The 23,958-nt window shown below is 59.1% G+C and carries 22 protein-coding genes; 7 read left to right on the forward strand and 15 right to left on the reverse strand.

Translation table 11 applies throughout. The features are described 5' to 3' along the window. Positions 1-92: 92 nt before the first annotated feature. Positions 93-2,174, reverse strand: coding sequence for a carboxy terminal-processing peptidase (locus tag AC0IXS_RS22410; protein ID WP_174518359.1), 2,082 nt, complete (start codon positions 2,172-2,174; stop codon positions 93-95). A 137-nt stretch (positions 2,175-2,311) separates the two neighbouring features. On the opposite strand from AC0IXS_RS22410, the gene AC0IXS_RS22415 reads away from it, so the two are divergent. Next, positions 2,312-3,274 (forward strand): NAD(P)H-quinone oxidoreductase, encoded by a 963-nt coding sequence (locus tag AC0IXS_RS22415; RefSeq protein ID WP_122667598.1) that lies wholly within the window; start codon positions 2,312-2,314, stop codon positions 3,272-3,274. 366 nt (positions 3,275-3,640) lie between these two features. Here the strand turns inward: AC0IXS_RS22415 and AC0IXS_RS22420 are convergent, their stop codons facing one another. The 6 genes from AC0IXS_RS22420 to AC0IXS_RS22445 form a co-directional block, all read right to left on the reverse strand. Then, entirely contained in the window at positions 3,641-4,294 is a 654-nt protein-coding gene (locus AC0IXS_RS22420; protein ID WP_004879375.1) for an HAD family hydrolase, read from the reverse strand. Positions 4,295-4,321: 27 nt separating this feature from the next. Next, entirely contained in the window at positions 4,322-5,311 is a 990-nt protein-coding gene (locus AC0IXS_RS22425; protein ID WP_004879378.1) for an ABC transporter ATP-binding protein, read from the reverse strand. Between the two features lies 1 nt (position 5,312). Next, complete coding sequence (locus tag AC0IXS_RS22430) at positions 5,313-6,110, reverse strand: ABC transporter permease (protein ID WP_025995138.1); 798 nt, start codon at positions 6,108-6,110, stop codon at positions 5,313-5,315. Next, complete coding sequence (locus AC0IXS_RS22435; RefSeq protein WP_025995137.1) at positions 6,097-6,939, reverse strand: ABC transporter permease; 843 nt, start codon at positions 6,937-6,939, stop codon at positions 6,097-6,099. The genes AC0IXS_RS22430 and AC0IXS_RS22435 overlap by 14 nt, the downstream gene beginning before the upstream one ends. Further along, complete coding sequence (locus AC0IXS_RS22440) at positions 6,936-7,742, reverse strand: alkaline phosphatase family protein (RefSeq protein WP_122667596.1); 807 nt, start codon at positions 7,740-7,742, stop codon at positions 6,936-6,938. The genes AC0IXS_RS22435 and AC0IXS_RS22440 overlap by 4 nt, the downstream gene beginning before the upstream one ends. Before the next feature lie 99 nt (positions 7,743-7,841). Further along, a complete protein-coding gene (locus AC0IXS_RS22445) occupies positions 7,842-8,909 on the reverse strand; it encodes an ABC transporter substrate-binding protein (RefSeq protein ID WP_057407760.1) in 1,068 nt (355 codons plus the stop codon). 356 nt (positions 8,910-9,265) lie between these two features. Between AC0IXS_RS22445 and AC0IXS_RS22450 the strand changes: the two genes are divergently transcribed. Beyond that, the gene (locus AC0IXS_RS22450) at positions 9,266-9,985 is read left to right on the forward strand and encodes a UTRA domain-containing protein (RefSeq protein WP_122574789.1); all 720 of its coding nucleotides are present in this window, start codon (positions 9,266-9,268) and stop codon (positions 9,983-9,985) included. Positions 9,986-10,040: 55 nt separating this feature from the next. Here the strand turns inward: AC0IXS_RS22450 and AC0IXS_RS22455 are convergent, their stop codons facing one another. The 5 genes from AC0IXS_RS22455 to minC form a co-directional block, all read right to left on the reverse strand. Next, positions 10,041-11,330 (reverse strand): M18 family aminopeptidase, encoded by a 1,290-nt coding sequence (locus AC0IXS_RS22455; RefSeq protein ID WP_025995133.1) that lies wholly within the window; start codon positions 11,328-11,330, stop codon positions 10,041-10,043. Positions 11,331-11,496: 166 nt separating this feature from the next. Further along, positions 11,497-12,132 (reverse strand): RluA family pseudouridine synthase, encoded by a 636-nt coding sequence (locus AC0IXS_RS22460; protein WP_122667595.1) that lies wholly within the window; start codon positions 12,130-12,132, stop codon positions 11,497-11,499. A 90-nt stretch (positions 12,133-12,222) separates the two neighbouring features. Then, complete coding sequence (gene minE, locus AC0IXS_RS22465; protein WP_004879390.1) at positions 12,223-12,477, reverse strand: cell division topological specificity factor MinE; 255 nt, start codon at positions 12,475-12,477, stop codon at positions 12,223-12,225. Further along, positions 12,477-13,289, reverse strand: coding sequence for a septum site-determining protein MinD (minD, locus tag AC0IXS_RS22470; RefSeq protein ID WP_004879391.1), 813 nt, complete (start codon positions 13,287-13,289; stop codon positions 12,477-12,479). Before minD ends, minE begins: the two co-directional genes overlap by 1 nt. 231 nt (positions 13,290-13,520) lie before the next feature. Next, a complete protein-coding gene (gene minC, locus AC0IXS_RS22475) occupies positions 13,521-14,261 on the reverse strand; it encodes a septum site-determining protein MinC (RefSeq protein WP_004879392.1) in 741 nt (246 codons plus the stop codon). Between the two features lie 120 nt (positions 14,262-14,381). On the opposite strand from minC, the gene AC0IXS_RS22480 reads away from it, so the two are divergent. After that, entirely contained in the window at positions 14,382-15,314 is a 933-nt protein-coding gene (locus tag AC0IXS_RS22480; RefSeq protein WP_025995131.1) for a lipid A biosynthesis lauroyl acyltransferase, read from the forward strand. Positions 15,315-15,346: 32 nt separating this feature from the next. Further along, positions 15,347-16,531 carry a patatin-like phospholipase family protein gene (locus tag AC0IXS_RS22485; RefSeq protein WP_025995130.1) on the forward strand — a complete coding sequence of 395 codons (1,185 nt, stop codon included), beginning with the start codon at positions 15,347-15,349 and terminating at the stop codon, positions 16,529-16,531. 13 nt (positions 16,532-16,544) lie between these two features. Here AC0IXS_RS22485 and AC0IXS_RS22490 read toward each other — a convergent pair whose 3' ends face one another. The 3 genes from AC0IXS_RS22490 to AC0IXS_RS22500 form a co-directional block, all read right to left on the reverse strand. After that, positions 16,545-17,399, reverse strand: a complete 855-nt coding sequence (locus AC0IXS_RS22490; protein ID WP_122689706.1) for a pirin family protein — start codon at positions 17,397-17,399, stop codon at positions 16,545-16,547. 197 nt (positions 17,400-17,596) lie between these two features. After that, positions 17,597-18,409, reverse strand: coding sequence for an MlaA family lipoprotein (locus AC0IXS_RS22495; protein ID WP_004879399.1), 813 nt, complete (start codon positions 18,407-18,409; stop codon positions 17,597-17,599). Continuing rightward, entirely contained in the window at positions 18,402-19,700 is a 1,299-nt protein-coding gene (locus tag AC0IXS_RS22500; RefSeq protein WP_004879401.1) for a hypothetical protein, read from the reverse strand. Before AC0IXS_RS22500 ends, AC0IXS_RS22495 begins: the two co-directional genes overlap by 8 nt. Positions 19,701-20,819: 1,119 nt before the next feature. On the opposite strand from AC0IXS_RS22500, the gene AC0IXS_RS22505 reads away from it, so the two are divergent. The 3 genes from AC0IXS_RS22505 (at position 20,820) to AC0IXS_RS22515 (ending at position 23,875) form a co-directional block, all read left to right on the forward strand. Further along, positions 20,820-21,674 carry a glycine betaine ABC transporter substrate-binding protein gene (locus tag AC0IXS_RS22505; protein ID WP_025992967.1) on the forward strand — a complete coding sequence of 285 codons (855 nt, stop codon included), beginning with the start codon at positions 20,820-20,822 and terminating at the stop codon, positions 21,672-21,674. A gap of 234 nt (positions 21,675-21,908) precedes the next feature. Then, positions 21,909-22,220 carry a DUF485 domain-containing protein gene (locus AC0IXS_RS22510; RefSeq protein ID WP_004879410.1) on the forward strand — a complete coding sequence of 104 codons (312 nt, stop codon included), beginning with the start codon at positions 21,909-21,911 and terminating at the stop codon, positions 22,218-22,220. Further along, positions 22,217-23,875 (forward strand): cation acetate symporter, encoded by a 1,659-nt coding sequence (locus AC0IXS_RS22515; RefSeq protein WP_057407754.1) that lies wholly within the window; start codon positions 22,217-22,219, stop codon positions 23,873-23,875. The genes AC0IXS_RS22510 and AC0IXS_RS22515 overlap by 4 nt, the downstream gene beginning before the upstream one ends. Positions 23,876-23,958 lie beyond the last annotated feature (83 nt).

Consider the following 23,958-nt stretch of genomic DNA (forward strand, 5'->3'; position numbering starts at 1 on the left):
AACGCCCTAGCGTTCAGCCCGTCATTTCACGACAGATTCATGACTGTTTGATGACCGTTGCTGCTAATTGGCCATCAACCGTCATCTGCGGCTTACTTCTTGGCAACCGAAGCGCTCAGACCGAGGTAATCGATCAGAATGCGACCGGTTTCAGACAGGTAAGCATCGTCTTCCGGCTTGGTCTTCTCGTCTTCCACCGGCAGCGCGTCTTCGTCTTCTTTCTTCAGTTCCTTGAGCGGCTCTTCACCCTTGGCCTTGCGGCGAGTGTTTTCCAGCGCAAGCTGCTTGCTCTCGATGGAAGCATGCTCGGCACGGCGGTCGGCTTCGTTGAGGCTGACGGTCTTCTCGCTCATGAGTTTCTTGGCCAGGGCCAGACGATCCTCGATGAACACGAACTCGGCATCCTTGGCGGAGCGCGATTCATGACGTGCCTGAAGTTGCGCCAGGAACGGCTTGAAGGGGTCGATGGCAGGCTTGATCGCCGGTTTGATGCTGTCCCAAGGCATGGCTTCAGGCAGTGCGCTCTCGCCGATTTCCTTGGTGTCGATCAGCGACGGATAGGTGATGTCCGGCACGACGCCCTGATGCTGTGTGCTCTGTCCGGAAACCCGGTAGAACTTGGCCAGGGTCAGTTTCAGCTCGCCATGGTTCAGCGGCTGAATGGTCTGCACGGTGCCCTTGCCGAAGGTCTGTCCACCAATCACCAGTGCGCGATGGTAGTCCTGCATGGCGCCCGCGAAAATTTCCGACGCCGACGCAGACAGGCGGTTGACCAGCAGCGCCATCGGACCTTTGTAGAACGCGCCCTTGGCTTCGTCTTCCAGCACATCGACCTTGCCGTCCGCGTTGCGCACCAGCACGGTCGGGCCGCGGTCGATGAACAGGCTGGTCAGCTCGGTGGCTTCCTGCAGCGAACCACCGCCGTTATTGCGCAGATCCAGCACCACGCCATCGACCTTCTCGGCCTGCAGCTCGGTCAGCAGTTTCTTCACGTCACGGGTGGTGCTCTTGTACTCCGGATCACCGGCACGGTAGGCCTTGAAGTCCAGGTAGAAGGCTGGAATGTCGATAACGCCCAGTTTGTAATCCTTGCCATCCTGCTTGATGTGCAGGATCGACTTCTTCGCCGCCTGCTCTTCAAGCTTCACCGCTTCACGGGTGATGGCTACGATCTTGGTGGTCTGGTCGTTCGGCGCATTGCTGGCCGGAATGATTTCCAGGCGGACCACGGAGCCTTTCGGACCACGGATCAGCTTGACCACTTCATCCAGACGCCAGCCGATGACGTCGACCATTTCCTTGTCGCCCTGAGCGACCGAAACGATCTTGTCGGCCGGAGCGACCTGCTTGGTCTTGGCCGCAGGGCCTGCCGGTACCAGACGCACGATCTTCACGTTGTCGTTGTCGCTCTGCAACACGGCACCGATGCCTTCCAGCGACAGGCTCATGTTGATGTCGAAGTTTTCCGCGCTGTCGGGCGACAGGTAGTTGGTGTGCGGATCGTAGGACATGGCGAAGGTGTTGATGTACGCCTGGAACACATCTTCGGCGCGGGTCTGGCCCAGACGTGCCAGCTGATTCTTGTAACGCTTGGTCAGGGTTTCCTGGATTTTCGCCGGGTCCTTGCCTGCAATCTTCAGACGCAGAACCTCATCCTTGACGCGTTTGCGCCACAGATCGTCGAGTTCGGCGGTGTCCTTGGGCCATGCGGCGTCCTTGCGGTCCACCAGCAGGGTTTCCTTGGTGGTGAGGTCGATCTTGTCGACACCCTTGGCCAGTTCTGCAAGCGCAAAGTCCAGACGCGCCTTGATGCGGTCCAGATAGCGTTTGTAAATAGTGAACCCCGGGTTCAGGTCGCCACTCTTAAGGAAGTCGTCGAACTGGAACTGCCATTTGTCGAATTCGGCAATATCGCTGGCCATGAAATAGCTGCGCGACGGATCCAGTTGCTTGATGTAGCTCTGGTAGATGATCGCTGAACGTTTGTCGTCCAGTGGTGGCTTGCTGTAGTGGTGCCGCTTGAGCAGCTCGACCACGTTCAGGCTGGCGACCACTTCGTCGCGGTCCGGCTGAAGATTATCCCAGCTGTTGGCGGCGAAAGTGCTGGCTGACATCGGCAGAACGCTGAGGCCGACAAACAGGGCGAGGGCGGTGCTAGGGAATAGTTGCTTCATGCTGATTCGACGCGAGGACAATTGATAACGCATATTAGGCCGTCTTTGAGGTCGCCGGTTCCTTTGAACCCGGCCGCATAATGCAAAAGCCCGGGCAAACAGCCACGGGCTCAGTCTGGACTCACTATGGAGGCACTGTGAAGGCATTGCAAGGCGTGGAAGGACATGTGGAATGGGTCGAAGAGCCAAGTCCGGCTCTCGATGTGGGGCAGGTTCGCATCAAAGTCGCTGCGGCGGGTTTGAATCGGGCCGATCTGCTGCAGCGCGCGGGCAAATATCCGCCGCCGCCGGGTGTTACCACCGTGCTGGGGCTGGAGTGCTCCGGCGTCATTGCCGAAGTCGGTCCGGGTACGTCCTGGCTGGTCGGAGACCGCGTCTGCGCGCTGTTGGCGGGCGGGGCGATGGCCGAAGAAGTGGTGGTGGATGCGCGTCATGTGTTGCCGGTGCCGGAAGGCCTGTCGCTGCACGAAGCCGCCGCGATCCCCGAGGTTTACGCCACAGCCTGGCTGAACCTGTTTCAGCTCGCGGGTCTCAAGCCTGGCGAAAAGGTGCTGCTGCACGCGGGCGCAAGTGGCGTTGGTTCAGCCGGTATTCAGCTTTGCAAGGCGTTCGGCAGCCCGGTCTGGGTCAGTGTCGGATCGGCTGAGCGGCTGGCGTACTGCGTCGAATTGGGTGCGCAGGGCGGCGTGGTGCGCAGCGAAAGTCTGGAGGCTTTGAACGATTTTGCACCGTTCGACGTCATCCTCGATCCGGTCGGCGGCAACTACGCTGAGCTGAACGTCAAGCTGCTGGGGCTGGACAGCCGCTGGGTGCTGATCGGCACGATGGGCGGGCGCGAAGCACAGGTGGATCTGGCGCATATGCTGGGCAAGCGTATTCATTTGATGGGTTCGACCCTGCGCAGCCGTGATGAAACGTTCAAGGCCGATCTGCTGCGTGATCTGGGTCAGTTCGTCTGGCCGCTGTTCACAGAAGGTCGCCTGAAACCGCAACTGGCCAAAACCTTTTCGATCAACGACGCAGAAGCCGCGTTCGAAGAGCTGGCGACCAATCAGGTCTCCGGCAAGATCGTGGTGGTGATCGACGAAAGTCTGAAGTGATGAGCGTGGCCTTTACGGGCCGCGAGTTGGTAACCGTCTGACTGTGGGAGGCGGCTTGCCGGCGATGCATTCGACGCGGTGTGTCAGGAAAATCGCGTCATCGTTCATCGCCGGCAAGCCGCCTCTTATCAAACAACCTGTAAACCACTGAAGAAACTGGATTTTGTGGGAGCGGACCGGGCGGCGTTCCGTTTGTCCGCGAATACTGTATTTCAGGCGATGAATATTCGTCGGATGTACTGGCCTTTTCGCGGACAAGTCCGCTCCCACTGAGTTTGCTGCGCGACAGCGCTACGTCGAAGACGTGGTGGTGCCTCTCACAATGGACAGTGTTTCTTCAGCGGGCTGAGTCCTGGCTGAAATGCTTCAGGTCCAGCTGTGCACTGGCCATCCGGCCTTCTGCGCATGCTCCAGCAGCACCGGATCCGGATTGACTACGTTCGGATGGTCAACCTTGAGCAGCAACGGCAAATCGTTGCGCGAATCCGAATAGAAACTCGCTCCCTCCAGGTTTTCCCCTTCGGCATCCAGCCAGTCCATCAGGCGGGTGATCTTGCCTTCGCGATAGGTCATCACACCGACCGTGCCACCGCTGTAAACGCCGTGTTGCACGTCCAGGTCGATACCCAGCACTTCGTCGATGCCCAGGCGTTCGGCAATCGGCTTGACCAGATGCACGCCCGAGGCAGAGATCACCAGAATTCGGTCACCCCTGGCGCGATGCTGGGCAATGCATTTGCAGGCGTCGCTGTAGATGATCGGCTCGATCACGTCTTCCACCCACGGGCCTACGAGGTGATCGATTTCTTCCGGCGTGCGACCTGCCATCGGCTCAAGGCTGAACGCCATGTAGTCTTCCATCGCCAGCTCACCGGCGCTGTAAGCGGCCATCAGCTCGTCGTTGCGCTGCATGAACGAAACCGGATCGACCCAGCCGAGGCGGCCCATCTGCTCGCTCCACAGGGTGGCGCAGTCACCGCCGATCAGGGTTTCGTCCAGGTCGAAAATTGCTAAAGCCATTGCGTACATCCTTAAATCATTTGTCGGTCAAGCCACCGGGCACAGCGCCGAGGGCTCGATATTCAACGTCACCCGGCGGCCGTCAGGGTGCAGATCATCCGCGCTGCGGTTGAGTACGTCGACCACCAATTCCACGCCGCGTGCCTGCACGCGGTAGCGAATGACGTTGCCCAGCAGGCTGTGACTGCGCACTTCGCCTTCCAGTTCGCCGGTGAGGCTCAGTTGAATGGATTCAGGCCGAATCGCGATGCGGCTGTTGATCGGGCGCTGCATCAGGCGGCTGGCGTCGTCGGCTTCCAGCAGGTTGTAGTTGCCGATGAAGCCTGCCGCGAACACGTCCACCGGCGCGGTGTAGAGGGTTTCCGCATCGCCGCTCTGCACGATGCGGCCCTGGTTCATCAGGAAGATGCGGTCCGACATGGTCAGCGCCTCTTCCTGATCGTGAGTTACGAAAATGGTCGTCAGGCCCAGTTCGCGCTGGATCGCCCGGATCTGCTCACGCAGGTGCTTGCGGATCCGTGCATCCAGTGCCGACAGCGGTTCATCCAGCAGCAGCAGGCGCGGACGTGTCACCAGCGAGCGGGCCAGCGCCACGCGCTGGCACTGACCGCCGGACATCTGGTGCGGATAGCGCTTGGCGTAGTCCTGCAGTTCGACCAGCTTGAGAATCTCTGCGACCCGTTTGCGGCTGTCGTCAGGGCTGACCTTCTGCATGCGCAGGCCGAAGGCGACGTTCTGCTCGACAGTCATGTTGGGAAACAGCGCGTAACTCTGGAACACCATGCCGATGTTGCGCTTCTGCGGGGCCAGCGGTACCAGGTTCTGACCGTCAAGCAGGATGCTTCCGCTGTTCACTGACGTGAGGCCCGCGATGCAGCGCAGCAGGGTGGACTTGCCGCAGCCGGACGGGCCGAGCAGGGTGACAAACTCGCCCTTTTCGATGGCGCAGTTGATGTCGCTGAACACCGCCGTGCTGGCGTAGCTCTTCTGCAGGTTTTCAATGCTGACAAAACTCATCTCAGTCTTTGTCCTTGTTCAGTCGATTGGCGGCCCAGGTCAGCACCAGCACGAAGAGGAAATAGGAAATCACCAGTGCGCTGTTGAAGTGGCCACTGCTGTTGCGCATGTTGTTGAGGTAGACCTGCAGGGTTTCGTAACGCGTGCCGACCAGCAGGTTGGCGAACACGAACTCGCCGAACAGGAAGGAGAACGACAGCAGCAACGCGATCATCAGGCCCTTGCGCAGGTTCGGCAGCACCACGATGAAGGCCGCCTGCCAGGTGCTGGCACCCAGCAGCTGCGCGCTGTCCATCAGGTCGGTCAGGTTGATCGCCTGCAGGTTGTTGGTGATGGCGCGGTACATGAAGGGCAGGGCGACGGTGAAATAGCAGCCGATCAGAATCCACGGCGTACCGACCATCGCCATCGGGCCTGAACCATACAACTGCAGCAGGCCCACCGACGACACCACGGGCGGCACGGCGAAAGGCAGCAGGATCAGGATGTTCATCAGCCCGTCGAGGCGCGGAAAGTGGTAATGCACCACGAACAGCAGCGGCAGAATCAGCACCACCGACAGCATCAGCGCGCCGACGCAGACCAGCAGTGACTGGCTGAATGCAGCCAGAAATCGTGGATCGCTCCACAGCGCCACGTACCACTTGAAGGTCAGTCCGCTGGGCAGAATGGTTGCCGACCAACTGGTCGATATCGAATACAGAAAGGTGCCCGCCAGGGGCAGCAGCAGAGTGAGGAACAGCAGGCACACCACGGTCTTGTGGTAGACGCCAGCAGGCCCTTTTTCAACGCGCGACATGGTAGCTCCTTTTCAACAGCCACTGATGGATCACCGTCACCAGGGTCATGAGTCCTACCAGAATCATGGCCAGCGCACTGGCCATGTTCGGGTCGAGCGTGATGTCGCCCGCCACCATGGCGGCGATGCGGATCGGCAGTACGTTGAAGTTGCCGGTGGTCAGTGCGTAGACCGTGGCGTAGGCGCCCAGCGCATTGGCCAGGAGGATGACGAAGGTGCCTAGCAGGGCAGGTGTCAGCACAGGCAGACCGATGTAGCGCCAGAACTGGAAGCTGCTGGCCCCCAGCAGGGCGGCCGACTCGTTCCAGTCCTCGCGCACGGCATCGAACGCCGGGTACAGCAGCAGGACGCCGAGCGGAATCTGGAAGTAGGTGTAGAGGATGATCAGCCCGGTCTTGGAGTACAGGTTGAAGTCATCGATGATTCCGGCGTCCTTGAGGATCAACGTCAGCGCGCCGTTGAAGCCCAGCAGGATGATGAAGGCGAATGCCAGCGGGACACCGGCGAAGTTGCTGGTCATGTTGGCGAAGGAATTGACGAAGTCCCGCAGTCGCGAATCGACCTTGCGCAACGAATAGGCGCCGAGGATCGAAATCAGAATGCCGAACAGGCTCGACCAGAAACTGATCTCCAGGCTGAACTGCATGGCCTGGCGATAGAAGCGCGAGTTGAACGCCTTGCTGAAGTTCTCCAGGCCCCAGCCGCTGTCGCTCTGCACGCTGTGGATTGCCACCCAGAACAGCGGGGCGATCTGAAACACGATGAAGAACAGTGCAAACGGCACCAGGCACAACAGCGCCAGCCATTTGCCTCGGGTAAAGGTGGTCAATTGAGGATCTCCCGGCAGACGGGTTTGTCGTGGGGCACACCGAGCAGTTCGCAGATCGTGCCGCACAGATCGGTCTGGCGCGGTTTGGCGTCTGGGTCCAGGCTGAATGCCTCGCCTAGCACGAACAGCGGCACTTCGCGCTCCTCGGGCAGCAGACCGTTGTGCGAGCGGTCGTTGTTCATGCCGTGGTCTGCGGTGATCAGGACCTGATAGCCCGCGTCCAGCCAGCCCTGCAGGTAGTCGGCCATAATGATGTCGGCGCTGCGCGCGCTGTTGCGGTACTGCGGGGTGTCGAGGCCGTGCTTGTGCCCGGCGTCGTCGATGTTCATGGGGTGAATCAACAGAAAATTCGGCGCGTGTTTCAGGCGCACGCTTTCTGCGTCGGCGAACAGATGTGAATCCGGATAATGGTCTGCCCAGTAGAACAGCCCGTGCTGAATCGGCAGCTGCGGTGCATCGGTGTTTCGGTCGCGTGCCGCCTCGAAAGGCGTGCGGTTGTACAGCTCGCTGAACCAGTGATAGGCCGCAGCCGCCGTGCTCAGCCCCGCGTCGCGGGCATAATGAAACACGCTGCGTTCACGGGACAGGCGCGACACGTTGTTGTGCACGATGCCGCTTTCGATGGGTGCGACACCGGTCAGGATGCATTCGTAGAGCGGACGTGACAGCGCGGGCAGTTCGCATTCCAGCTTGTACAGCGCTGCGCGTCCCGCGGCGTGCCAGGCCTGAAGATGGCCCATCGCATGCCGTGCCACTTCGTAATTGAGGCCGTCGAGCACGATGAGGATGACATTGTGTTTCATGGGCAACTCGCTTGGGTGCGGATATGGCATGACCCGGCACGGGCGAGGAGGGCTCGCCCGTGCATGAGATGCGACATCATCCTTGAGTCGCGCAGAGCATCAGTTCATCTCGATGATGACTTGCTCGTTCCACTTCTGAGGCAGCGCCTTGGAGGTCTTTTCCCAGGCTTCTGCGTCCTTGATCGGCGTGACGTTCTTGTACTGCTCGTTTGGCAGCAGCTTGGCTTTCACGTCTTCAGGCAGGGTGACGTGCTCGGCACGAATCGGACGTGCGTTGCCTTTGGCCAGCTGGATCTGGCCCGCGTCGCTGAACACGTACTCACGCGCCAGCTTGGCGGCGTTCGGGTGTTTGGCGTACTTGTTGATGATGGTGGTGTAGCCGGAGATCACCGAGCCGTCCGACGGGATCAGCACCACGTAATCATCAGGCTTGGTCATCTTGGCGCGATAGTTCAGGCCGTTGAAGTCCCAGACCACGCCCACTTCGACTTCACCCTTTTCGATGGTCTGGATGGTCGGGTTGGCCAGCGACAGGCGCTTCTGTTTGGCCAGTTCGGTGAACAGTTGCAGGCCTGGTTCGATGTTGGTCTCGTCGCCTTTCATGGCGAAGGCGGCGGCCAGCACACCGTTGGACGCCTGGGCGGCAGAACTCACGTCACCGATGGAGACTTTGTATTTGCCGGTTTTCAGGTCGGCCCAGGTTTTCGGGATTTCGGATCCGTGCAGCAGGTTCTTGTTCACAATGAACGCAATGGTGCCGGTGTAGGCCAATGCCCAGTGGCCTTCCTTGTCCTTGGCCCAGTCTGGAATCTGGTTCCAGGTGCTTGGCTTGTAAGGCTGGGTAACGCCCTTGGCGACAGCGATGGGGCCGAAGGCTGCGCCCACGTCACCGATATCGCCGCTCGCGTTGTCTTTTTCCGCATCGAACTTGGCCACTTCCTGCGCCGAACTCATGTCGGTGTCGGTGTGCTTGAGACCGTATTTGGCTTCCAGATCGGTCCAGATGCCGCCCCAGTTCGCCCAGTCATCCGGCATGCCGAGGCTGTTGATGGCGCCTTCAGCCTTGGCTGCGGCTTCCAGGGTCTTGAGGTCTGTGTCCGCAGCCATGACTGACGCGCTCATGGCGATGGCCGAGCCGAGGAGTGATGCCAACAAAAGATGTTTCATTCGAAGCTCCTAGTGCACTTCTTTACCGGAAGTGTTCGTTGCGGATGGTTTGGTCTAGATCAGCAATACCTGAGCCAAGTTAGGCCTGTTGCATGACATTTTCGTGTCGGGCCGCGTGGTTGATTTCACATTGCCTGCATTCGGGCACTGCCTGGCGCTAAGCGTAGACCAGACTCAAGTGCTTGCTGTTCAAGGGCTTGAGGGCTGTCTGGGCGGGGATTGGCATGGATCATGTAGCAGCGTGTCACAGGACGGTCATAGACCCGGCCTAGGCTTGCTGCAACACGGCTGACGACAACGGCAGGGGTAAAAGCGTGCCCCACGACAGGGCTGGTCTAGTCCAGACAGGTAGCTGAATGCGCGAAGATGTGCCACGAGCGGTAACAACCATTTGCCACGCCCTGCAAGAGCAGATCGAGCACGGCCTGTTGCCGCCTGGCAGCAAACTGCCGGCCGAGCGCAAGCTCAGCGAGGTATTCGACACCACGCGTATTACCTTGCGTGAGGCGCTTGTTCAACTGGAGGCCATGGGGCTGGTGTATCGCGAGGAACGTCGTGGCTGGTTCATCTCGCCTCCGCGACTGGCCTATGACCTGATTCGTCGCAGTCACTTTCACGCGATGGTCTCGGCGCAGGGGCGAGTGGCACACACTCAGGTCCTGTCGGCACGTCTGCAGCCAGCCTCAGCAATGATCTGCGCCATGCTGGAGTTGCCTGCGTTGTCCAGCGTCATTCAGATCTGCCGCGCACGTCGCATTGATCAGCGGTTGGTGCTGTACGTCGAGCACTACCTGAAGCCGGAGTTCTTTCCGGGGATTCTGGATTTCGACATGGAGCAGTCACTGACCGAACTGTATGCCCGCCAGTACGACCTGCGTTACGGGCAGGTCCGTTTCGAGATGGTGCCCACCGCGTTGCACGCCGAAGCCGCAGCGGCTCTGAAAGTGTCTGTCGGCAGTCCGGGTTTGCGCATTGCGCGTATCAACTATGACCAGCGGGGCCGTCTGATCGATTGCGATCTGGAGTACTGGCGCCACGATGCCATCCATGTGAGCGCGATGGTGCGGGATATCTGAGGGATGAAGCCTGTTGTCCGCGGGCCGCCGAGGCCCGCGAACATCATGCGCGGGGTTACGGCAGCTCGTGGCTGGCGTAGAAGGCGGTGAGTACCTTGACCAGATGCGCCAGGTCATGGCTGCCGGCCAGCTCGCGAATCGAATGCATGGCGAAGGTCGGCAGACCGATGTCGACGGTGCGGATACCCAGATGGCTGGCGGTGATCGGCCCGATGGTCGAGCCGCACGCCATGTCGCTGCGCACCACAAAACTCTGTACCGGCACTTCTTCGGCCATGCACAGATGACGGAAGAAACCGGCGGTTTCGCTGTTGGTGGCGTAACGCTGGTTGCTGTTGACCTTGATCACCGGCCCGGCGTTGAGCTTCGGCCCGTGGTTGGCGTCGTGCTTGTCGGCATAGTTGGGGTGAATGCCGTGGGCGTTGTCAGCCGAGATCAGCAGCGATCTCTGGATGGTACGCACGTAGTCTTCGCTGCTCGGCAGCAGGCGCTGAACGATCTGTTCCAGCATCGCGCTGTCCGCACCGCAGGCTGACGACGAGCCGACTTCTTCATGGTCGGTGCACACCAGCAGGGCGGTTTCATCGCTGTCGCTGTTGAGCAGCGCCTGCAGCCCGGCGAAACAGGACAGCAGGTTGTCCAGGCGTGCACCGGCCAGGAAGTCGCCGTTCAGGCCGACCACTGCAGCGCTTTGGGTGTCGTAGAAGCTCAACTCGTAATCCAGCACCACGTCGGCGTTCAGGCCATGTTCGCGCGCCAGTTGATCGGTCAGCAGGGCGCGGAAGTCGGCACGTTCGTCACCGGCCACCTGGGCCAGGATCGGTGGCAGTTCGTTCTGCGGATTGATCGGCCAGCCTTCGTTTGCGGTCCGGTTCAGGTGGATCGCCAGATTGGGGATGATCGCGATCGGCAACTTGAAGTCGATCAGCTGGCTTTCGACCTTGCCGTCACGACGGAAAGTGACACGGCCGGCCAGCGACAGGTCGCGGTCGAACCACGGGGCCAGCAGTGCGCCGCCGTAGACTTCCACGCCCAGTTGCCAGAAACCCTGACGTTGCAGCTCGGGTTGCGGCTTGACCCGCAGGCACGGGCTGTCGGTGTGCGCGCCGACCATGCGGATACCGCCGGTCAGTGGCGACTGACGGCCCATGCGGACGGCGACGATGGAGGAGTCATTGCGCGTGACGTAGTAACGCCCGCCGGTCTCGATGGACCAGGTGTCGCGCTCGTCCAGACGCTGAAAACCGGCAGCTTCAAGGTGTTGTACGAGGGTGGCGGTGGCATGGAACGGTGTAGGAGAGGCCTTGAGGAAATCGATCAGGCCTTTATTCAACTCTTCGCGCATAACTAGCTCCAGACAGCAATGGCGCGAGTTTACCGCATTGGCCGCGAACTCTGTACGTGGGAAACGCCGCTATCTCTCGCAGCCATACGAGATTTTGGCAAGCCGCCTCTTATCAAACAACGCCTAAATGCCTGATACGCGAACGCTTGCCTTGCGAATGCCGACGTCAAAACGGAGCAGGGCACTCAAAGGTCAAACGCTCGCGGGTCACTGGATGCGTGAAACTCAGCATGCTGGCATGCAGGCACAGACGCGGGTATGCCGCCAGCGCCTCGGGATGTGCATACAGGCCGTCACCGAGCAGCGGGTGCCCGATGGACAGCATGTGCACCCGCAACTGGTGCGAACGACCGGTGATCGGGGTCAGCTCGACGCGGCAGTGCGTATCGTAGCGCTCAATGATCTTCCAGAACGTCAGCGCGTGCTTGCCCGCCTCGTGGTCCACCACGTGACGCGGTTTGGTCGGCGGATCGTAGCGCAATGGCAGGTCGATACTGCCGCTGTCCAGCGCAGGCTGACCCCAGCACAGCGCGGTGTAGGCCTTTTCGGTTTCACGGTCATGAAACTGACGCGACAGCTCGCGATGGGTCTCGGCATCGCGGGCCAGCAGAATGATGCCCGAGGTTTCCCAGTCCAGACGATGGACGATGCGGGCTTCGGGGTAGCCGTTTTCCTGCAGGCGGGTAATCAGGCAGTCCTTGTTGTCGTCGGCACGACCGGGAACGGACAGCAGCAGGGTAGGCTTATCGATCACCAGAACGGCGGCGTCCTGGTGAATGATGCGGATGTTCGACAACGGCATGCAACGGCCTCGAAACGCGAGAAACGCCAACGGCGGTAAAGGTGCTACCTCTTGAGGAGGGCACCGATACCGCTGAAGACGACTGCCTGATCAGCGATCGGGCAGAGTGATATTGAGTTCCAGAATCGAACAACTGCCCTGGTTTTCCAGAGCGACCTGTACCTGATCGGACTCGATATTGACGTATTTGCGGATCACTTCCACCAGTTCCTTCTGCAGTGCAGGAAGGTAGTCCGGTGTGCTGCGCTGGCCACGTTCGTGGGCAACGATGATCTGCAGACGCTCTTTCGCTACCGAGGCCGTGCTTTCTTTTTTGCGGTCACGAAAGAAGTCAAAAATGTTCATTAATTGCTCCCGAACAGGCGTTCAAACAATCCTTTCTTCTTCATATCCAGGAACCGGTGGTCCACCGTCTTGCCCAGCAGGCGGTCAACGGCGTCACTGTACGCCTGACCTGCGTCGCTCTGGTCGTCGAGGATAACGGGCACGCCCTGGTTGGAGGCCTTGAGTACCGCTTGCGACTCGGGAATGACGCCCAGCAGCGTGACAGCAAGGATTTCCTTGACGTCTTCAACACCGAGCATCTCGCCTTTGCTGACGCGCTCAGGGTTGTAGCGAGTCAACAGCAGGTGTTCCTTGATCGGGTCTTCGCCGTTCTCGGCGCGGCGGGATTTGCTGGCCAGCAGGCCCAGCATGCGATCGGAGTCACGGACCGACGACACTTCAGGGTTGGTCACGACGATCGCTTCGTCGGCGAAGTACATCGCCAGGTGAGCGCCGGTTTCGATACCTGCCGGAGAATCGCAGACGATGTATTCGAACGACTCCTTGAGTTCCATCAGGACTCTTTCGACGCCTTCCTTGGTCAGTGCTTCCTTGTCACGGGTCTGGCTGGCTGCAAGTACGAACAGACCTTCGATCTTCTTGTCCTTGATCAGCGCCTGCTGCAGATTGGCCTCGCCGTTGACCACATTGACGAAGTCGTAAACGACACGACGTTCGCAACCCATGATCAGGTCGAGGTTACGCAGGCCGACGTCGAAGTCGACGATGACAGTCTTGTGGCCGCGCATGGCGAGGCCTGTACCGATAGCGGCGCTGGTGGTGGTCTTGCCCACACCACCCTTGCCGGATGTAACAACGAGAATCTTGGCCAAGGTGAATCACCCCTAGAGGAAAAGGACTTTTGGTCCCTGAAGAGCATCCCTTGCCGCGGCGTCAGTCGAAGAATCAAGGAAATCGTATGGCCTGGTCCTGGAAAGAGAGCTGGACGCTGCAACTTTCGACTCATTTACCGGCTGAAGAGCAGTGCTCCCCAGGATTTCCTACAACCTTTACTACGTTTTCGCGACGAATCAGGGATACTTTGAAAATTGCGGCAGTATCCGTTAAAGCCGAATGATGTTCAACACATCACCGGACAGGCTGACCTGGACCGGCGAGCCCCAAAGCGGGTCCCTGCGCAGATCTTCAGACACCTTGTACTGCCCGGCGATTGAAATGAGTTCAGCGCTCAACTGCTGGCAGAAAATCCGTGCCTTGGTATCGCCCTTGATACCTGCCAGCGCTCTACCGCGCATTGGGCCGTACACATGGATGTTTCCATCGGCCAGAAGTTCCGCACCGGGACTGACCGGAGCAACCACTACCAGATCGCCACCCTGGGCATAAATCTGCTGGCCACCACGTACCGGCGCCGTGATTACGCGGGTTGGCTTGATGGTCGGTTCAGGCGGTTTTTCCGGAATCTTTTTTGGCGCTTCGGCTTCGACAGGGTCCAGCACGCGCTCACGGGCGCCGGACGGCGGCAGCACCGGCAGATCGACTGCGATGGCGGCGGCGATGTCTTCGATGCGGTTGGCGCGGATCGCCAGGGTACGCAAGCCATGCTGGCGACAGATGCGCACCAGCCCCGGCAGGTCCACCGAGCCCTCGTTGGGCGCAAGTTTGTCCAGAGCCAGGATCAGCGGCGTGTTGCTGAAGAAGTTGGGCGCCTGCGCGACCTTGGCCGCCAGTTGCCGGTCAAGCGCTTCAAGATTGGTTCGGGCCAGCTCCATCACCGTGATGGCAAGCATGCTGCCCTTGAGCTGAAATACAGGTTCCGGGTTTTGCGATTCAATCTGGCTCATGGTCGGCTTACACAACAGCTTGTCGCTAAAAGTGCCGAGACTTATAACGAGAACGCCCGCAGGCCGCAAGCCGGTCGAACCGATGTAGAATGCGCGGCCTTTGTTCTGACGGAAGCCCAAATGGATCGCCCGCGCTTTAACGCCCGTTTCCTTCACCCTCGTTTCTGGCCGCTATGGCTGGGGCTGGGGCTTCTGTGGCTGATCGTGCAGTTGCCGTTTCGCGTGCTGCTGGTCATCGGTCGGCTGCTTGGGGCGGTCATGTACCGGGTCGCCACTGATCGAAAATATATTGCCTCGCGTAATCTTGAGCTGTGTTTTCCTCAGATGTCCGCCGCCGAACGCAAGCGCCTGCTCAAGGAAAACTTTGCCTCCACCGGCATCGCCTTCTTCGAAATGGCCATGAGCTGGTGGTGGTCGAAACAGCGACTGGCCAGACTGGCCCATGTCGAAGGGCTGGAGCACCTGCAGAACGCGCAACAGAAGGGCGAGGGCGTGATTCTGATGGCCCTGCATTTCACGACGCTGGAAATCGGCGCGGCGCTGCTCGGTCAGCAACACACCATCGACGGCATGTACCGCGAGCACCGCAACCCGTTGTTCGACTTCGTCCAGCGTCGCGGGCGTGAGCGCCACAATCTGGATTCGCTGGCGGTCGAGCGTGAAGACGTGCGCGGCATGCTCAAGCTGCTGCGCGCGGGCCGGGCGATCTGGTACGCACCGGATCAGGATTACGGCGCCAAGCAGAGCGTATTCGTGCCGCTGTTCGGCATCCAGGCCGCGACTGTGACGGCGACGAGCAAGTTCGCCAAGCTGGGTCGCGCCAAGGTCGTACCGTTCACTCAGCAGCGTCTGGCGGACGGCAGTGGCTATCGGCTGGTGATCCATCCGCCGATGCAGGATTTTCCCGGCGAGAGCGACGAAGCCGATTGCCTGCGCATCAATCAATGGGTAGAAAGTGCTATCACTGAATGCCCATCGCAATATCTTTGGGCCCATCGACGTTTCAAGAGTCGACCAGCCGGTGAACCGAAGCTATACAGGAAGCATAAATAAAAAGCGTCGTTGATCACCGAGGTCAGTTGTAGATGCCAGAATCCGCCGTAGCGACACCTGCTGCACACGATGTCGAGCCTGTCACCGGGCTCATTCTTTCAGGCGGCGGCGCACGTGCCGCGTATCAGGTGGGGGTACTGGCGGGCATTGCCGACCTGCTGCCTCCCGGTTCACCCAATCCCTTTCCCGTCATCGTCGGCACGTCGGCCGGCGCGATCAATGCCGTAAAGCTGGCAAGCGGCGCATTGCACTTTCGTATCGCCATCCATCAGCTAACCGAGTTCTGGCAGTCGTTTCGCAGCCATCAGGTGTTGCGCAGCGACTGGCCGGGGGTGATTCGTCAGGCCGGGCGATTCTTCGGGCGCAGCATGACCGGGCTCGGCCGCAACATTCCCGTCGCGCTGCTCAACAGCTCACCTTTGCGTGATTTGTTGACCGAACGGCTGGACCTTGGCGGAATCGAGGCTGCCATTGAAGCGCATCATCTGCGTGCGGTAGCGGTCACTGCATTTGGTTACGAGTCCGGTCAGGCGGTCACGTTCTATCAGGGGCGCGGCACTATCGAGCCCTGGCTGCGTCACCGGCGGGTTGGCAAGCCCACTCAGTTGACGATCGAACACCTGCTGGCCAGCTCGGCCATTCCACTGCTGTTCGCGCCGATCAAGCTTGAGGATGAATATTTCGGTGATGGTGCCGTGCGTCAGTCGGCACCCATCAGCCCAGCACTGCACTTGGGTGCCAATCGCGTGCTGGTGGTCGGTGTCAGTGGCAACCCACATGGCGTGCACGCTAAAAAGCTGGCTCCGCGCCCCACCAGTGGCGCGCAACCCAGCATGGCGCAGATCAGCGGCCACATGCTCAACAGCACCTTCATCGACAACCTGGAAAGCGATATCGAACTGCTCGAACGGTTGAACATGGCCAGTTCACTGATCAAGGACGAGGAGGCCCGGAGTCAGCCAGGACTCGCCCCGGTCGAGGTACTGGTGATTTCCCCGAGCCGGCCGCTGGATGAAATCGCAGCCCGTCACCGACGCGAATTGCCACCTGCCTTGCGCACGTTCCTGCGCGGACCGGGTGCAACCAAGACCAGTGGTGCCAGCGTCTTGAGCTATCTGCTGTTCGAATCGGGTTATTGCAGCGAACTGATCGAACTGGGACGGCATGATGCGATTGCCCAAGGGGCGGAGTTGAAGCGGTTTCTGCGATTGCCGTGAAACCGCATGTAACTCACGCCGTCAGACGGTCATCCCGGAAGTCGCGCAGTGCCTGTTCGATTTCCTCACGGGTGTTCATCACGAACGGCCCGTACTGCACGATCGGCTCACGCAGGGGTTTGCCGGCAATCAGCAGAACCCGTGCGCCGTCGGCGCTCTTGATACGCAGCTCACCTTCATCGCCCAGCCGCACCATGCGGCTGGCGCCGATGGATTGTGCGCAGCCTTCGACCTCGATGCTGCCTTCGTACACATACAGCAGCGCACGATGGCCTTGCGGGATCCGCGGGCTGATGTGGCTGTCCGTCGGCATGTGGAAATCGAAATACAACGGCTCGGTATCAGGACGCTTTACGGCACCGGCTTTTTGAACGCGGCCGTCATCGAACTGACCGGCGATCAGCACCACCTCGACGCCTTCCTGCGTGGTCAGTCGCGGAATGTTTTCCGGCTGAATGTCCTGATAGCTGGCATCGGCCAGTTTGTTCTTGCCAGGAAGGTTCAGCCATAGCTGGAAACCGCGCATCACGCCTTCTTCCTGCTCTGGCATCTCGCTGTGAATGATCCCGCGTGCTGCGGTCATCCACTGCACGCCACCGCCTTGCAGAAGCCCAACGTTACCCATGTGGTCTTCGTGGCGCATGCGGCCTTCGAGCATATAGGTCACGGTTTCAAAGCCGCGATGCGGATGTGGCGGGAAGCCTGCGATGTAGTCATCGGGCTTGTCCGAACCAAACTCGTCGAGCATCAGAAAAGGATCGAACTGCTCCACACCCTGACCACCAAATACCCGGGTCAGGCGCACACCGGCACCATCCGACGTCGGCTGGCCTGCCTGGATCGCCAGTACTTTACGAAACTGAGTCATGAAAAAAGGCACTCTTGTAAGGTAACAATGACGGCATGGTATGCCTGTTCACTCGATGGATGGATTTGAATAGTGGGGTGTATCAATCGAATTTATCGATGTTTCGAGTGCTCCGGGTGCAGGTCTATGCGAGACACGTCTTAAACAAAAACGGCCAGCCCGATCATTCGGGCTGGCCGTTTTTCTACAGGTTTCGCTTATTCGGCAATCTGCAACTTGCGCGACTCGGTGTAGACGTAGCGCACCTTCTCGTATTCAAACGGCGAGTTCAGCTGGCCGTAACGGAAGCTGGTCACATAACGCCTGTCGATAGCTCGCAACAGCGTGATTTCCGGATGGTCATTGCTGACGTCGGCCACGTTGAGGAAGTTGATCTGCATTTCGGCGGCGAAGTCGAACACCAGCCCGCCGGTATCACGCAGGTTGGACGGACCAAACAGTGGTAGCACCAGATACGGGCCTGCCGGCACGCCGTAGAAGCCCAGCGTCTGACCGAAGTCTTCGCTCTGACGTGGCAGGCCCATCATGGTGGCCGGGTCCCACAGGCCGGCGACACCGATAGTGGTGTTGAGCAGCAGGCGTCCGGTGGTTTCCAGCGAGCGCTGGCCCTTGAACTGGAACAGGCTGTTCAGCAGGTTGGGTACGTCGCCCAGGTTGCTGAAGAAGTTGCTCACACCGCTGCGCACAAAGCCAGGCGTAATGTAGCGATAGCCGTTCACGACCGGCAGGAATACCCACTCGTCGAAACGGTAGTTGAAGTGATAGACCCGGCGGTTCCAGGACTCCAGCGGATCATAGACTTCCAGGGCGTTGATGGAGGCGCGCTCGAACTCGCGCTGGTCGAGGCCCGGGTTGAACTGCAGGGACTTGAGCGGCTGGGTGAAACCATCCGCATCTACCTGGCGCAGGACGGTCGCCGGGTGCTCGGCCTTGTTGCTGGTGACCGCGTCAGCGGCGTGAACCGTACCGGCACAGAGCAGGGCGGCAAGGAGTAAAAGACGTTTAGCCACGGAAGAACTCCAGCATGGCGTCGCTGTTGACGCGGTAATTGATGTTGCCGCAATGGCCGCCGTAAGGATAAACGGTCAGGCGATCGCCGAAAGTCTTGCGCAGGAAGCCCAGATCACCCGAACCCAGAATCACGTCGTCTGCGTTGTGCATGACCGAAATCTTGCTGCTGTTGTGCAGGTAATCCTTCAGTGCATACAGGCTGACCTGATCGACCAGTTGCAGCAGGCTGCCGCCGTCGGTGCGGGCACGCCACATCGGGATGACCTGTTCGGTCAGGTAGCAGTCGAAGTCGCATTGCAGGGCACGCTTGAGAAACGGCGTCAGGCTGGTGCCTTCGGTGATCGGGAATTTCGGCGGGGTGATCAGACCGCGACGGTTGATCAGGTCGGACGTGAACGCGATGTCAGCCGAGGAGAAGCGGAACGAGGTACCGATCAGCATCGCCATCTGTTCGTTGGTCAGGTGCTGCTTGGACTGCTGGAAGTCGAACAGCAGGGCGTCGTTCAGGTCGATGTAACCCTTCTGGCGGAAGTAACGCGTCAACTTGGCCAGTACCAGTTCGTAGAACGTGGTGGTGTTGTTGATGCCCTTGACGTTGGTCTGGACCATTTTGTCGAGGTTGGTGATCGAGGTGTAAAGGTTGACCGGCGGATTGAGCAACAGCACTTTCTTGAAGTTGAAGCTGCGACGGGTTTCATCCAGTTGGCTGACGAACGCGGCGTTCAGTGCCCCGAGGCTGTAGCCGGTCAGGTAATAGTCTGTCACTGGAAGTTGCGCCTGTTGTGCACGAATGGCCTGCATCACGCGATACAGGTCTTCGGCGTCATCCTTGGAGATGCCAGGCGTTGCGAAACGAGAAGCCGAACTCATGAAGTCGTAGCTGGTGGGCGACGACAACTGAACGACGTGATAGCCCGCACCGTAATACAGTTTCTTCAGGAATTCATTGATGGTGCTGTTGTAAGGCGCGCCGGTGCCGGCGATCAGGAAGATCAGCGGTGCAGCGTGGTCCTGTTTGGCCAGTCGATAGTGAAGCTTTTTTACCGCCCAGAAGTTATCGGGCAGGGTGAATTCTCGCTCAGGGTGCAGATTGAGCGTGTACACATCCTGATCGATGTCTTCGTCATCGGGCAGGTCGGGACGCAGGTCGGGAGGTGTTGTAGCAATGGTCGCTTCGAACGGATTAGTCAGCGGGTAGCCATAAGTGGCGGGGTCGACATTCGTCGCCAGAGCGGACGCACTTAAACACAGGCCACCAATAACGGTAGCGAAGCGCAGAAAACGGAGCATGACTAAATCCCTTGGGAAAGAAGTGCTGATGAGGTACGCAGGCTATGACAACTGGCGTAATGCCAAAGTGCCGCATTGCGAGTGCGAACCTTGTAAACCTGACGGAACAATACACGGTCTGTGGATTTTGCAATGCAGATCTGTGCTTTTTTTTCGAACAAGTCGAATTTGGTTCACGTCCGGCATGCCGACACCCTGTTTCAGGAGGCAGACTGACCTGTCAGAGGGGGTTTGAGGGCCGTTACGGGCAAAGATTCGACGATCTGGAAAATAAATCCCGAATGCCAGACAGCACAAAGGAGAGCCGGGGCTCTCCTTCTAATGTGTTTCACGTGCTCTTCTTATTGTTATAGGCGGTCTGTTGTTGTTTTTGGTGACCTGACCTTTACCGCGTTTCAGTGCGACCCCCATGCGGGGTCAAGAGCAAACGTATTTTTTTGAGCGCTGACTCGCTTCAACCCTTTGTCTGCACAACATCGGGGTCCAACCGGTTCTGGAGCTACCTGAGGGTAGTTTTATTGTTCTCTGTCCGATTGCGGGGCCTCGCGAGGCGAAGTCCCTGTAAAGCTGATCCACTCCAAAAAAATCTGTTAGCTGCGTCTCTGTCCGTGTTGTTCTTGTTATGTCAGAGCCGTTACGTCTTGTTTTTATTGGTTTGCTGCACATTTCTTGTTTTTGTTGTGCCTGAGAGATAGCAGTTGCCATGCCAACTTTTTAAAGTCATTAAAAAACAATGACTTGCTGAAAATAGGTGCAAATCGAAGCCCTGTCTTTTTGCGGTAATGTTTCCGTGTTACCCGAAAAGGCTTTCGGAAGTGAGTCTTCGGTAACACATCCTGTTTCTATGCCGGTGTGAACCTCGTCAAGACGTTTTTCGGAACGTGGTGTCGCTGATGGCTGTGTGATGTCGTTTCCCGTTGTCCCGGTGTCGCAGGCAGAGCATGCCGGATCGCGGCGCAGGCCGATGATCAGTGTGCGTTACGGTGCGTGCGTTGCGCGCAGGAGCGATCAAGACGTGCAGGTCGCAGCTCGCTCCGGATTCGGGTGGGCATGCGGTCATGAAAAACAACGTTAACCCTGTCCGACAGCCGTCGGCGCAGGACTTCCGGGGAAGTGACGATGAAGATGCGAAAAATCCTGGGGGCGGGTGCCGCACTGGTACTTGCTGTCAGCTCCACGCTGGCCATTGCTGAAACCAAGACGCTGACCATTGGCTATGTAGAAGGCTGGTCCGACAGCGTAGCCACCACCTTCGTGGCATCCGAAGTGCTCAAGCAGAAGCTTGGTTATGACGTCAAACTGCAGTCCGTTGCGGCTGGGATCATGTGGCAGGCGGTGGCCACCGACAAGCTCGACATGATCCTGTCCGCCTGGCTGCCGAGTACCCATGGCGAGTATTACGCCAAGTACAAGGATCAGGTCGTTAACTACGGCCCCAACTTCAAGGACGCCAAGATCGGCCTGATCGTGCCGGAATACGTGAAGGCCAAGAGCATTGAAGACCTCAAGACCGATGAGTCCTTCAAGAAGAAGATTACCGGTATCGATGCAGGGTCGGGCGTGATGATCAAGACCGATCAGGCCATCAAGGACTACGGGCTGGACGGTTACAAGCTGCAGGCCAGTTCCGGCGCGGGCATGATTTCCGCGTTGACCCGGGCCGAAGAGCGCAAGGAATCGATTGCCGTGACCGGCTGGGTGCCGCACTGGATGTTCGCCAAATGGAAACTGCGATTCCTGGAAGACCCGAAGGGCGTTTACGGTGCGGCTGAAACCGTCGACAACGTCGCAAGCCTGGGCCTTGAGAAAAAGGCACCGGATGCTGTGGCCTTTCTGAAAAAATTCCAGTGGGCGTCGAAAGACGAAATTGGCGAGGTGATGCTGGCCATCCAGGACGGCGCCAAGCCTGAAGCGGCTGCCAAGGACTGGGTCGCCAAACACCCGGATCGTGTTGCCGCCTGGACAGGTAAATAACCTCAAAGCCTCTGTTTCAATGCTTTCAAGGCCGTCTGGCGTTCTCGTCAGACGGCCTTTTGTTTGCCCGCGATAAAGTTTTCAAGCGCCTTGAGCGTGTTTGCCTGCGGAATGGGAGCAGCATCACGAATCTACGACTAATGTCGTTCTAATACTAAGGTCGTCTGGAGTGCGCGCCGGACCTGACTAAAGTGGAATACGTGACATCTCATCTGTGCTGCGAGGACAAAAACAATGAACGACAGCATTTACCTCTCGATTCAAAACAGCCCGCGATTCAAGGAGCTGGTTTCCAAGAGAGAGCGTTTCGCCTGGATTCTCTCGGCGATCATGCTTGGGCTCTATGCCGCATTCATCCTGATGATTGCGTACGGGCCACATATCCTGGGTGCCAAACTGAGCGCGACCTCTTCTATTACCTGGGGAATGCCGATCGGGGTTGGACTGATTGTCTCGGCATTCGTCCTGACGGCCATCTACGTGCGCCGTGCCAACGGTGAATTCGACGACCTGAACAATGCGATTCTCAAGGAGGCTCAGCAATGATCCGTCGTCTATCCCTGGCCATCGGCCTGTCCATCTGTGCGCCGGCCCTCATGGCGGCGGATGCCCTCACCGGGGCGGTACAGAAACAACCCCTGAACGTCTCGGCGATCGTGATGTTCCTGGCATTCGTGGGCTTTACGCTCTACATCACCTACTGGGCCTCGAAGAAAAACAAGACAGCGTCGGACTACTACTCGGCGGGCGGCAAGATCACCGGTTTTCAGAACGGTCTGGCCATCGCGGGCGACTACATGTCGGCGGCGTCCTTCCTGGGTATTTCCGCACTGGTGTACACCTCCGGCTACGACGGCCTGATCTACTCGATCGGCTTCCTGGTGGGCTGGCCGATCATTCTGTTCCTGATCGCCGAGCGCCTGCGTAACCTGGGCAAATACACCTTCGCCGACGTTGCGTCCTACCGCCTCAAGCAGAAAGAGATTCGTACCCTGTCGGCCTGCGGTTCGCTGGTCGTGGTTGCGTTCTACCTGATTGCCCAGATGGTCGGTGCCGGCAAGCTGATCCAACTGCTGTTCGGTCTGGATTACACCGTGGCCGTGGTGCTGGTCGGTATCCTGATGTGCCTGTACGTACTGTTTGGCGGCATGCTGGCCACCACCTGGGTACAGATCATCAAGGCGGTGATGCTGCTATCCGGTGCCTCGTTCATGGCGCTGATGGTGATGAAGCACGTCAACTTCGACTTCAACATGCTGTTCTCCGAGGCCATCAAGGTTCACCCCAAAGGTGAAGCGATCATGAGCCCTGGCGGTCTGGTGAAGGATCCGGTCTCGGCGTTCTCGCTGGGTCTGGCCCTGATGTTCGGTACTGCGGGTCTGCCTCACATCCTGATGCGCTTCTTCACCGTGAGCGATGCCAAGGAAGCCCGCAAGTCGGTGCTCTACGCCACCGGTTTCATCGGCTACTTCTACATCCTGACCTTCATCATCGGTTTCGGCGCGATCCTGCTGGTCAGCACCAACCCGGTGTTCAAGGACGCGGCAGGTGCTCTGTTGGGCGGTAACAACATGGCGGCGGTACATCTGGCCGACGCAGTGGGCGGCAGTCTGTTCCTGGGCTTCATCTCGGCGGTTGCGTTCGCCACCATCCTGGCCGTGGTTGCCGGTCTGACCCTTGCCGGTGCATCGGCGGTGTCTCATGACCTGTACGCCAGTGTGATCAAGGCTGGCAAGGCCAACGAGAAGGACGAGATTCGCATCTCTAAGATCACCACCATTGCGCTGGCGGTCGTGGCCATCCTGTTGGGTATCGCCTTCGAAAGCCAGAACATCGCGTTCATGGTGGGTCTGGCGTTCTCGGTAGCGGCAAGCTGCAACTTCCCGATCCTGCTGCTTTCCATGTACTGGAAAAACCTGACCACCCGTGGCGCCATGATCGGCGGCTGGATGGGTCTGATCAGTGCGGTCGTGCTGATGGTGCTGGGTCCTACCATCTGGGTGCAGATCCTGCACAACCCGAAAGCCATCTTCCCTTACGAATACCCGGCGCTGTTCTCCATCGCCATCGCATTCGTGGGCATCTGGTTCTTCTCCATCACCGACAAGTCGAAAGCGGCAGAGGGCGAGCGCGCCTTGTTCTTCCCGCAGTTCGTACGTTCGCAGACTGGCTTGGGTGCCAGCGGTGCGGTGTCACACTAAGCAGTACGCTTCATGAAAAAAGCAGCCCTCGGGCTGCTTTTTTTTTGTGCAATAAAAAGCCCCGCGGGTGAGGGCGGGGCTTT

The sequence above is a fragment of the Pseudomonas sp. AC016 genome, from assembly GCF_979253365.1.